The following is a 10,577-nucleotide window of genomic DNA, read 5'->3' as shown; positions in this document are numbered from 1 at the left end:
ACCACAACACAAACGGGGGGAATACTGATGTCAGATACTAGAGTCTTCGATAAGAGCCGAGGTCATTTTTCGCGAAGAGAATTGCTTGTCACGTCGGCCTTCGCCGCTGTTGCTGCTGCGATGCCGGGCCCCGTTCGAGCGTTATCCAATTCCAGCGCGCTCGCTCAGTCGACCAAGGGCATGGTCACGAGTCCCCACGATCTCGCAACCCAGGCAGGCCTGGAGGTGTTGCGGAAGGGCGGCAACGCTATCGAAGCAGCCATCGCCATCGGCGCCACGCTCTGCGTGACTTATCCGCACTTTACTGGCCTTGGTGGCGATGCCTTCATGATCATGAGTGATCGCAAAGGCAACATCCGGACTTTGTCCGGAATCGGCCAGGCCGCTGCAAATCCCTTGAACTATAGCGGCAGCATTCCGGTACGGGGTCCCGGGTCCGCGCTGACCGCTGCCGCCACGGTCGATACATGGGACCAGGCTTTCGATTTCAGCCGCAAGTCATGGGGCGGCAAGCTGAGCTGGGCGTCGCTGTTCGAGCGCCCCATCGAATACGCGAGCAAGGGATTTCCCGTCACTCCTTCGCAGCGATTCTGGCAAGACTTTCGAGCAAAGGATTTGAAAGATTGGCCAGATGTTCAACGCATCTTTATGCCTGCGGGACGGATGCCGGAAACCGGCGAAACGCTTGTGCAACCCGAGCTTGCCAGGTCGCTGGAAACGCTGGCGGCGAATGGCGGGCGTGATTTCTACGAAGGGAAACTGGCCGAACGCATTGCGGCTGGGCTGAAGAAGATCGGTTCACCGCTCACGGCAGATGATCTCGCACGCTGCCGGGCTCGCGATGAAGCGCCGCTGCGTGTCGGCTATCGCGGTGGTGAGCTTATCGGTCTGCGGCCGCCCACGCAGGGTATTACGACCCTCGAGATCATGGGAATTCTCGACCGCTTCGAGCTTGCGAAGTATCCTGAGGGCAGCGCAGATTACTATCATCTGCTTGTCGAAGCAGTGAAGTATGCATTCATCGACCGCAATCGCTATATCGCCGATCCCGAGTTTACCGACGTTCCGGTCAACCAGCTGCTCTCGAAGGCCGGTCTCGATGCGCACGCCAAAGCCATCAGCATGGAAAAGGCGCAACCCTGGCCGCACGTCTTCAAGAAAGGTGATACGGTTTACATCGCCGCGACCGATCAGAATGGCAACTGCGTGAGCATGCTTCAGACAGTCTATTTCGACTGGGGGAGCGGCATGGTCGCGGGCGATACCGGCATCCTGTGGCACAATCGCGGCGCCTCGTTCAATCTCGATCCTGCGAGCCCCAACTGTCTCAAGCCGGCCAAGCGCCCGTTCCACACGCTTAATCCTGGTATGTATCTCAAGCAGGGGCGACCTCATCTTCTTTATGGAACGCAAGGCGCCGACGGCCAGCCGCAGACGCTGGCGGCGGTGCTTACAAGGCTTATCGACTACAACATGGATCCGCTTACGGCGCTTTCTCGACCGCGTTTCCTGCTCGGGAAAACGTTCTCCGATTCACGCGATAGCTTGAAGCTGGAGAAGGATGCAGGTGAAGAGGTATTCAAGAAGCTCGCTGAACGCGGCCATGAAATGAGTCCGATCCCCGCCCAAAGCCCTCTCGCTGGGCATCCGGGCGCGATCCGCATCAACACCGATGGAAGCATCACGGGCGCGCATGATCCGCGCAGCGACGGGCGAGCACTTGGCGTGTAGTCAGTTGGGTTGCAGGTAGCCAGTTTCTTCGATGCTAAATCGAAAGCGCGCGGCATGACCGCGCGCTTTTCGATGCGCTGATCTTCAGGTCGCCTTGTTCACACAGTCGAAGGCGAGGTGGGTGCGCTCAATTCGGCGTGTTACATTGTTCTCTGGCGCTCGATGCCTAAGCTCGATCGACTCCCAAGCCATCAAAGGCTTGTGCAGGCGTTATCCTGGTGCGAATACGGGGCTACCGTTCCCATAGTTGCCTGACCAGAATGCCGGCTCTTTTTTCGATGGCTGCGGCGGCATCCAGGCACAGGTCTTCGCGATAGCGCGACCCAACGATCTGGACGCCGACAGGCAAGCCTTTGTGGAGTCCGACCGGCACGACTGCAGCCGGCAGACCGAGCACGTTCATCGACGAGATGAAGCGAAGATCATTCCGGAGCAGTTCCTTCACTCTCTTGTGGCCCCCGAGATCGGCATTGACCTCCGGCGTGGCCCTCACCGTTGTCGGCGTCAAGAGGAGCGGATAGTCCTCCAGCAAGGTCATCCAGTTGCGGATGTGGCGCGACCTGTCGCTGATAGCCTTCATGTAGCCGGCCTGGTCGAGACGTGTTGATAACGCCAAGACAGCGTCGAGCGTCTGGTTGAAATCTGCGCTGGTGACAGCCCGCATCTGTTCTTCCTGCAGGACCTGAAGCTCGGTCATGATCAGATCGCACCAGAGCTGCCAGACGCCGTTGAGATCGGGCAATTCGACTTCGCTAACCCTGTATCCGGCATCGGCTAGATAGTCGGCTGCTTTTCGCAGGAGTGAGATCACGCCGGGATCGGTATCCGTGTCGTCAGGGATTTTAGCGAGCGCGACGTTGATCGGCCCGTTCAGCTTAGGTCCTTTCAATGGCGCCGGCACCCACCACGGGTCGCGGGAATCTCGCTGAGCCATAACTTCCAGGCCCAGGCGCACGTCGCGGACCTCGCGGGCGATAGGCCCTTGCGAAGACATAAACTGTGCCATGAGAGGCCGTTCTGCAGTGGCGCTCGGGTTGAAGGCTGGAACGCGCCCCTGGGTCGGCTTGATGGTAGCGACGCCGTTGCACTGCGCCGGCCAGCGCAGCGAGCCGCCGATATCGTTGCCATGGGCGATGGTGCCGATACCAGCAGCGATGGAAGCGCCGGCGCCGCCTGAAGACCCACCGCAAGTGACGGACGGGTCCCAGGGATTCAACGTCAGCCCATGCAGCGGGTTGTCGGTGCAGACACGTAGCGAGAATTCAGGTGTATTGGTCAGGCCGATGATGACCGCGCCCGCCTTCTTCAGATTGCTGGTGACCGGCGAGTCGCCCGGAGCGATACTGTCTTTGAAGGCGACGACACCGTTCGAATTGGCCTGACCCTCGACATCGATATTGATCTTGATCGTGACCGGCACACCGTGCAGTGGTCCGATGTCATTGCCTTTGGCGAGCGCCGTGTCGGCGGCCTTCGCTGCTTTCATCGCGTCTTTGCTGAGATCAACGACCACTGCGTTGATTGCGGCGTTGGCTTCGTGCATCCGATCGACATGGGCGCTCACCACTTCCTCGGAGGTCACTTTTCTTTTCCTGATTGCTGCGGCCGTCTCCGTTGCCGACCACTGCCAGATTGGTGTCTTCGCCACGTTTCTTCTCCCTGCCTGACTGGTAGAAAATCCTAACAGGAGTCGAACGCAAGTCGAGCACTAGCGCGGGCAGGGGAGCGCTGGCGGCTGTGTCAGCTTTTCAGGATCGCCAGACAGGACGGTAGCGGTCGCCAGCGGCCATTCTTGCGGCGCGACATGGGGGCCATTGGTTTTCGCGATATGCACGGCATATCGCTCGTTCAGAAACGCGTTATTGCCGGTTCAAAATCTAGAATGAATATAAACGCAAGCATTGCGTGCGAGCGATCTCGCTGGTGCGCGATCTGAGTGGCGTCGAGCCGCCGTGAAAATCGACCGATGGAAAGAGACGCAATGCAAGAATACAGCGCGGGAAAGGTAGCGGATTACAACGATGGTGACCGCAAGGTGATCGTCTGCGGCGACATGGAGGTCGGTGTTTTCAGGATCGATGGAGAATTCTACGCCTGGCACAATCGGTGCGCCCACAGAGCCGGTCCGATTTGCCAAGGCCGTATTATGAAGCGAGTGCTCGAACCTGTTGCGGAAGATCACACCGTACGCGCGATGGAATACGACGAATCGGAAACAAACATCGTCTGTCCGTGGCATGGCTACGAGTACAGCATCAAAACCGGAAACCATCAGGGAAATCCCAAGATCCGGTTGCGCAAAGCAGAAATGAAAATCAGGGATGGAGAGATCTATGTCCGAGTCTGATGCTGACCGGCGCAACGATCAGTATGGGTGGATCGATTCGCTCGCTCCCGATCTGCTGCGCGCATCGCGGGAGTTGGTGGAAAGCGGTGAGGCCTGTCGTGTCTCCGACGAATCCGTTGCGCAAATTCTGACGGCAGCCATTCGCCTTTATGTCGCGAAGTCTGACGGTGAGGAAAGAACATTTCCGCCTATCGCCGGCGAGCGCGACAGCGAAATGACACCGACGGAATTACTGTCAGCCGTTTCGGAAATGCTTCGGGCGCTTCATCTCGGTCCGGTGGAGCTTGCACTTTGGTATCGCCGGCGGCCGGACGAAGATAGTTACTATCCAGGGGCTAAGTCATGAACATTCGGGAGAAGGTCGGCCCTCAATACGCCGCGACGCAGCAGATCGATGTTTACACAGATACGCGAGACGTGCTTGCGCACGCAAAGCGGAATGCTGTCAAGCGCGGGCTTCAAGACTGGTTTGTCGTCGATATCGACGCACATCACGTCGAGTCGGTTTCGTGGAAAGAGGTCGTCACGTACATCGAGGATCCGGTTATTCGCGATAACGCTATGCGCTATCAGGCGGAGCGGATCGGCGCACCACCATATGGCCTGAACGGCGATCTCGGCCTGCGTTACCAGTCGGTGGGCGGACGCATCCCGCATCAGGACGATCAGCGCGAGGCTGTGAAGGAAACAGACGTTCACCGCGATGTCACCTTGACGCGCCGTGCGATGGATTCTCTCGGCGTGGACAACATGGTGGTCTTTCCGACCCCGATGTTGTTTCTCGGCATGCATCCGCAGACCGAAATGGAGGTCTGGCTTGGGCGTGCCTACAATCGATGGATGGCGGACAGAATACTGTCAGCTGAAGATCGAATTAAGACGCTGATCTATTTGCCGTTCAATACGCCAAAGGAGGCCGAACGTGCGGTAGAAGAATTCGGCGACAACAAAGGCGTCATCGGGTTTTGTGTCACGAGCACGCGCTACAAGCCGGTTCACAGCAACGAATATATGCGTCTGTATTCGATGATCGAAGAAACCGGGAAGCCGTTGGCTTTTCATGCGGGGTATCACTGGCAGGATCCCTCATTGGCGACTGTGAACCGGTTTCTCGGTATGCATGCGCTGGGTTTTGCCTGGTGCAACATGGTTCACATGACAAACTGGATCCTGAATGGGATTCCCGAGCGGTTTCCAAAACTCAAGACAATGTGGGTCGAGAGTGGATTGGCTTGGGTGCCGTTCCTCATGCAGCGGCTCGATGATCAGTATCTGATGCGTCCGTCCGAGGCGCCGCAGCTCAAGCGTATGCCGAGCGAGTATATGAATACGAATTGCTTCTATACGACACAGCCAATGGAAACGACGCATCCGAAGGCGCTCGAAAACACCTTCGAAATGATCAAGGCAGAGACGCAGCTGATGTTTTCGTCAGACTGGCCACATTTCGATTTCGATCTGCCTCAGGAAATATGCGATCTGCCTTTCCTGACCGAGCAGGCGAAGCGAAATATTCTCGGATTGAATGCCGCGCGTCTCTTCAACCTGGACCCGACTCCGGTGAAGAAGCTCATCTGAGACAGCAAATCTTGGACGATGAACTGTCTATAACGTAATCAAAAGAACAAAACGCCATCTAGGGGGATGATAATGCGAAGAGTACTCGTTGCGGCGATAGCCGTTCTTCTTCTTTTTGCGACGGGCGATGCGCGCAGTTCAGGGCCGGAGATTCCGGGTAATGCGATCCGCATTATCGTGCCGTTCTCTGCAGGTGGTCCGACTGACGTGCTTGCGCGTGTGGTCGGGAAAATCCTCGGCGATAAACTCGGTGTGACGACGTATATCGAAAACAAGCCGGGTGCATCCGGTATCATCGGTACCGAACCGGTGGTGAGATCTCCCGCTGACGGTACGGTGCTGCTCCTCACGGCCACGCATCACGTTATTACGCCGAGCCTTTACAAGAGCATTCCTTACGACACGAAGAAGGATCTTTCACCTATTGCGCTCGTCGCAGCGGCCCCCAACGCAATTCTTGCGTCCAACAATTTCCCGGCAAAGAACGTTAAGGAGCTGATTGAGATTCTCAAAAAGAATCCGGGCAAATACTCGTTCGGCTCAGCCGGCACTGGCAGCTCCAACCATCTGTCGGGTGAACTGTTCAAGCAGATGGCAGGAGTCGATGTTGTTCATGTTCCTTACAAGGGTAACGGCCCTGCAATGAACGATCTCATTGGGGGGCATATTCCGTTGCTGTTCGACTCCCTGCCGACGGTCATAAATGCGTCCAAGGGCGGACTGGTGCGTGTTCTCGCATTGACGGGGCTGAAACGCTCCCCATTGCTTCCCGATGTTCCGACGCTTGATGAGTCAGGCGTGAAGGGCTTCAACGTCCAAGCTTGGTTCGGCGTCTACATGCCTCAGGCGAACGGCTCTCCGATTTACAAGAAGCTTGTCGCCGCGATGAGGGAAGTCAACGAGTCTGCGGAGACCAAGAAGAAGCTAGCTGAGATGGGTGTCGAACCTGGCGACCTTTACGGAGACGAGTTCCGGGCCTTTGTAGATAGCGAGATTGCGCGTTGGGCCGATGTCGTCAAGAAGGCGAACATTCCGCCGGAATAGTTGAAAGGGCTGCTGCGGCTGATCGAGACGGAGGATGTACATTCCGGAAATCAGCCGCAACTCACGGCGCTATCATCTTCGCGTGCAATCTGGTTGCAGCGACGAATGCATTCAGAACAGGCGAGGAGTGAGCGTAGGCGATTGCCAGTTCAAATTCGACCGGGGTTCCGGGCCCGGCCAATTCCCGGAAAGCTACGCCTTTGCGCCCGCTCGTTGCGAGTGCTCTCGACACCAGAGCGACCCCCATTCCGCCTGCCACAAGATTGGCTATCGTATCCATTTGCGGGGCTTCCTGCCCGATCCTGGGTGAGAACCCGGCCTTGGCACATGCCTTGTGGATGATGCGATGTAAGCCGGGGCCCTGGCGGGCCGCGAACAAGATCCACGATTCATGAGACATGTCGGCGAGGGTTATCTGAGCCGCCTTTGTTAGCGGGTGTCCCTCCGGCAAGGCCGCAACCAGCCGGTTTCTGGCAATGACCTCAATTGTTAGATTTTCAGCATCCTGGAGGGGAGGGATAACAAACCCCAGATCGCTGTCGTTGTTCGCCAAAGACGCGAGTTGCTGGGTTGTCATAGCCTCTCTTAGCTCAAGCTTGACCGCAGGGTAATGCTCCCGAAATCGCAGCAAGATTGATGGCAGGATTTCTCGAGCAGCACTTGCAACGAATGTCACTCGTAGCGTCCCTGTCAGGCCAGCGCCCGCCCGCTGTGCTGCGAGCATGGCGCGCTCTGCCTGATTGACGGTTTTTCGTGCTTCATCGAGAAACACGCGACCTGCCTCGGTCAAGCGTTCGATGCGGTTGGTCCGCTCGATAAGGATGGTGCCAACTTCATCCTCGATACGTTTTATTGTTGCTGTCAAAGGAGGCTGCGCCATGTTCAGCCGCTCGGCGGCGCGACGGAAACTCAATTCCTCCGCCACCGCGATGAACTGTCTAAATTGGCGAAGCTCGATCATTCCGATGTCCTCCCCGTCAGTTCAATACCGGTTGCGCGGATCGGAGCGCCTGAATGGCTGAGGCGCATCCGATCAGGAACATCGCGATCAGGAACCAGCGCTTGAAGGTGGCGGCGGAGATGCGGCTGACATAGCGTCGGCCGACGGCCATTCCCACTGCGGCCGGCAGCAGCGCGAACGCCGACATAAGCGCTGTGTCGCCGCGGAAGATATTCGCACTCGTAAGTACCGTGCCAAGTGCGACCGCCGATATGAAGAAGGACAGCCCTAATGCCTGCAGCAAATTCTCTTTTTCAAGATTGATCGCTTGCAGATAGGGGACCAGAGGAATGGCCATGAGTCCGGTTGCCGCCATGATGGCGCCGGTCATCAGCCCGACGATCGGAGACAAATATGGTTCGTAACGTGCAGGCATCCGCGGCGTCGCGGAAGCCGCTCCGTAGACGGCGTACAGCATCAACATTAAACCCAGCAAAAGACTGGGTATCTTGGACGTTTGCGTTGTCAGGATATCGCCGCACAACCAGGCGCCGATGCAGATACCGAGCTGAAGCGTCCACAGGCGCTTAACGACGGTGATAAGGCGTTCTCCCGACATCATTTGCCAGATGTTGGTGACGAAGGCGGGCACCAGAACCAGCGCGGCGGCTTGCGCCGGGGGCATCGCGAGCGCCATTATGCCGATCGCAACGGGCGGTAACCCCATTCCGACGACGCCCTTGACCAAGCCTGCGAGAAGAAATGTTGCCACTACCAGCGCGACAAGCGCGAACGGCTCCATTGGTTTGCGTTCCTTTTCCCTTGATCAGCGTCCAATGGATTCGCTGCTTTTTCTCGTTTTTTTGCGTTTATTGTCTCGGTTGACGCGCCCCCTTAGCCTCTTGCGTTTGAATGGCGCATGGCATGTCAGACAAAAGATATTGCTTCCGTCATTTCGAGAATTCGCTTGATCTCGACCATCGCCTTCTCAAGGTCAGCTTCGGCGGAAGGATGGCCAAGGCAAAGTCGAATGCCGAGTGTGCCGCGATCGACTTGCTGCAATGCTCCAGGCGGCGCGAGCGTGATGCCTGCGTGCGCGGCCTGCGTCACGAGCGCGTTCAACGTGCGGCCCGCAGGAAGCGGAAGCCAGCGATGAAATCCCGGGGGAGAGGAAATTGGCGGCAACCAGGAACTTAGAACCCTGCTTGCGATTTCATTTCGCACGGCAGCTTTTTCGCGCTTGCGTCTGACCTGGCGGACCAAGTCGCCGTTATGAATAAGTCTTGCGACAACTTCTGCCATGACGGGTGTGGCCATCCAGCCTGTTGCCCGGATGGCATTGTTGCAGCGGTCACGGAATGAAGCGGGTGCAATCATTGCCGCGATGCGTAATCCCGGCGCGAGGCATTTGGCAAAACTCACAACGTAAAAGCTACGTTCCGGAATCCGCTCAGAGATGGGGCGAGGTGGATTCTCGAACAGGAACGCATAAGCATCGTCCTCGATCAGATAGGCGTTATGCTTGCGGACGATTTCGGCGATAGCGTCGCGACGTTCTTCCGGCATTGTCACCCCGGTGGGCGTCTGCAAGGTTGGCATGCAGAACAATACCTTGGCCCCGGTCTCACCGAACGCGCGGTCGAGTGCTTCGGGAGTGAGGCCGTCCGCATTGGCCGCCACTCCGTGCAGCCGATAGCTGTTCTGCGCGGACAGCGCGATCATTCCCGAATAGGTAAACCTTTCGGTGAGAACAATGTCACCAGGCGCGCTCGCCAGATTGAGTGCAACGGAGATGGCGTGTTGTCCCCCGTGCGTGATGAAAAGTTCATCCGGATCGGCCGTGACCCCTAACGACGCAAGCCAGATCACCATCGCTTCACGATGACGTCTGATGCCCTGATGCGGCAAATAGCCAAGCAGGTTTGCCATCTCGCCTTGCGCAGCGATCTCGGCGAGAGCCGACGCGATAACCTCGTCTTCACCTGTATAGGGTGGGACGTTCAGAGCGAGATTGATAGGGGCATCGGACGGGCCGTAGCCTTTGCGCTGTTCCGGCTTGCGACGCTGCACAAAGGTGCCACGCCCGACTTCTCCGGAGATGAGACCGCGCTGCTCTGCTTCGGAATAAGCCTTCGAAATTGTCCCGATGCTGAGCCCGAGCCTTTGGGCCATCTCCCGCTGCGGGAGCAGTCGCATGCCGGGTTTGATCTGGCCGCTAGCAATGTCCTCTTCGAGAGACTCCACAAAGGCGAGATAGCGAGGACCGCCGCCTGCAGGAAGGGTCGGGACCCAATCAGTCATTTTATCCCCGTGGCGTGTGCTGGTGTTGGTCCATATCGTCGCAGCATTGTCGAATAGTACAATTCGAAAATCGTTTCAACTCCTCGCAAAACTAGCGTGAGATAACGCAAAATGACTACGAGCGTGGTCATTTTGACCCAGAAACTGCGACAATTTAGTAATTGTAATAGCTTCAAATGAGCGAAAAGTCACTCATTGCTTCTTTTTTTATTTGACAATTGCCTTCGTGAATTCTTAGTTCGGGGCCTAAAGCCGCCGACAAATACGACGGCGCGAGTGCGGAATTGCAGGCTTCGGGGAGTGTGTCTTGGTTTACGAAATCCGGGTGTATGAGGCCGTTGAAGGCCGCGCTGAAGCGATGCGCAAACGTTTTAAGGATGCAGTCGCAGCGAAATTCTTTCCCCGTCACGGAATCGAGCTTGTCGGTGCGTTTGTCGCGACGGAAGAAGATGGTCGTCTCACATACATGACGCGGTTTCCGAGCGAAGAGGCCCGCAAGGCGGCATGGGCTGCGTTTGGTGCCGACAGCGAATGGGCTGCGGTGAAGAAAGCGAGCGAGGTCGACGGACCGCTTCTCAAAAATCAAACCATTTCGGTGTTGTCGCCGGCTTTCGCCGGCCCCTTGCTCGGCTGAAG

General features: G+C 57.3%; 10 protein-coding genes. 6 read left to right on the top strand and 4 right to left on the bottom strand.

The window, feature by feature from the left end:
* Window positions 1-120 precede the first annotated feature (120 nt).
* Entirely contained in the window at window positions 121-1,731 is a 1,611-nt protein-coding gene (ggt, locus tag HNQ36_RS04615) for a gamma-glutamyltransferase (protein ID WP_184082794.1), read from the top strand.
* 232 nt (window positions 1,732-1,963) lie between these two features.
* On the opposite strand, the gene HNQ36_RS04610 is transcribed toward ggt, so the two are convergent.
* Window positions 1,964-3,418: an amidase family protein gene (locus tag HNQ36_RS04610; protein WP_184082793.1), complete on the bottom strand. Its 1,455-nt coding sequence runs from the start codon at window positions 3,416-3,418 to the stop codon at window positions 1,964-1,966.
* Between the two features lie 294 nt (window positions 3,419-3,712).
* On the opposite strand from HNQ36_RS04610, the gene HNQ36_RS04605 reads away from it, so the two are divergent.
* From HNQ36_RS04605 to HNQ36_RS04590, 4 genes are all read left to right on the top strand, one after another.
* Complete coding sequence (locus tag HNQ36_RS04605; RefSeq protein WP_184082728.1) at window positions 3,713-4,078, top strand: Rieske (2Fe-2S) protein; 366 nt, start codon at window positions 3,713-3,715, stop codon at window positions 4,076-4,078.
* Entirely contained in the window at window positions 4,065-4,424 is a 360-nt protein-coding gene (locus tag HNQ36_RS04600; protein WP_184082727.1) for a hypothetical protein, read from the top strand. The genes HNQ36_RS04605 and HNQ36_RS04600 overlap by 14 nt, the downstream gene beginning before the upstream one ends.
* Window positions 4,421-5,656, top strand: coding sequence for an amidohydrolase family protein (locus HNQ36_RS04595; RefSeq protein WP_184082726.1), 1,236 nt, complete (start codon window positions 4,421-4,423; stop codon window positions 5,654-5,656). Before HNQ36_RS04600 ends, HNQ36_RS04595 begins: the two co-directional genes overlap by 4 nt.
* Window positions 5,657-5,728: 72 nt before the next feature.
* A complete protein-coding gene (locus HNQ36_RS04590; RefSeq protein ID WP_184082725.1) occupies window positions 5,729-6,700 on the top strand; it encodes a Bug family tripartite tricarboxylate transporter substrate binding protein in 972 nt (323 codons plus the stop codon).
* Between the two features lie 61 nt (window positions 6,701-6,761).
* Here HNQ36_RS04590 and HNQ36_RS04585 read toward each other — a convergent pair whose 3' ends face one another.
* The 3 genes from HNQ36_RS04585 to HNQ36_RS04575 all read right to left on the bottom strand — a co-directional run bounded on the left by HNQ36_RS04585 (window position 6,762) and on the right by HNQ36_RS04575 (window position 9,884).
* Window positions 6,762-7,661 carry a LysR family transcriptional regulator gene (locus tag HNQ36_RS04585; RefSeq protein WP_184082724.1) on the bottom strand — a complete coding sequence of 300 codons (900 nt, stop codon included), beginning with the start codon at window positions 7,659-7,661 and terminating at the stop codon, window positions 6,762-6,764.
* Between the two features lie 16 nt (window positions 7,662-7,677).
* Entirely contained in the window at window positions 7,678-8,442 is a 765-nt protein-coding gene (locus tag HNQ36_RS04580) for a sulfite exporter TauE/SafE family protein (RefSeq protein WP_184082723.1), read from the bottom strand.
* Between the two features lie 125 nt (window positions 8,443-8,567).
* Window positions 8,568-9,884, bottom strand: coding sequence for an aminotransferase class I/II-fold pyridoxal phosphate-dependent enzyme (locus HNQ36_RS04575; RefSeq protein ID WP_184082722.1), 1,317 nt, complete (start codon window positions 9,882-9,884; stop codon window positions 8,568-8,570).
* Between the two features lie 364 nt (window positions 9,885-10,248).
* On the opposite strand from HNQ36_RS04575, the gene HNQ36_RS04570 reads away from it, so the two are divergent.
* Window positions 10,249-10,575 (top strand): NIPSNAP family protein, encoded by a 327-nt coding sequence (locus HNQ36_RS04570; protein ID WP_046829165.1) that lies wholly within the window; start codon window positions 10,249-10,251, stop codon window positions 10,573-10,575.
* Window positions 10,576-10,577: the final 2 nt, after the last annotated feature.

This window comes from Afipia massiliensis, assembly GCF_014203115.1.
GTDB lineage: Bacteria > Pseudomonadota > Alphaproteobacteria > Rhizobiales > Xanthobacteraceae > Afipia > Afipia massiliensis.
The sequence above is the reverse complement of the archived record's forward strand: the minus strand, read 5'-3'. Positions and strand labels throughout refer to the sequence as shown.

Bases quoted from the DNA above. Each gene is read 5' to 3' on its own strand.
- HNQ36_RS04595 (WP_184082726.1), top strand. From the start codon at position 4,421: ATGAACATTCGGGAGAAGGTCGGCCCTCAATACGCCGCGACGCAGCAG.
- HNQ36_RS04590 (WP_184082725.1), top strand. From the start codon at position 5,729: ATGCGAAGAGTACTCGTTGCGGCGATAGCCGTTCTTCTTCTTTTTGCG.
- HNQ36_RS04580 (WP_184082723.1), bottom strand. From the start codon at position 8,442: ATGGAGCCGTTCGCGCTTGTCGCGCTGGTAGTGGCAACATTTCTTCTC.
- ggt (WP_184082794.1), top strand. From the start codon at position 121: ATGCCGGGCCCCGTTCGAGCGTTATCCAATTCCAGCGCGCTCGCTCAG.
- HNQ36_RS04605 (WP_184082728.1), top strand. From the start codon at position 3,713: ATGCAAGAATACAGCGCGGGAAAGGTAGCGGATTACAACGATGGTGAC.
- HNQ36_RS04600 (WP_184082727.1), top strand. From the start codon at position 4,065: ATGTCCGAGTCTGATGCTGACCGGCGCAACGATCAGTATGGGTGGATC.
- HNQ36_RS04585 (WP_184082724.1), bottom strand. From the start codon at position 7,661: ATGATCGAGCTTCGCCAATTTAGACAGTTCATCGCGGTGGCGGAGGAA.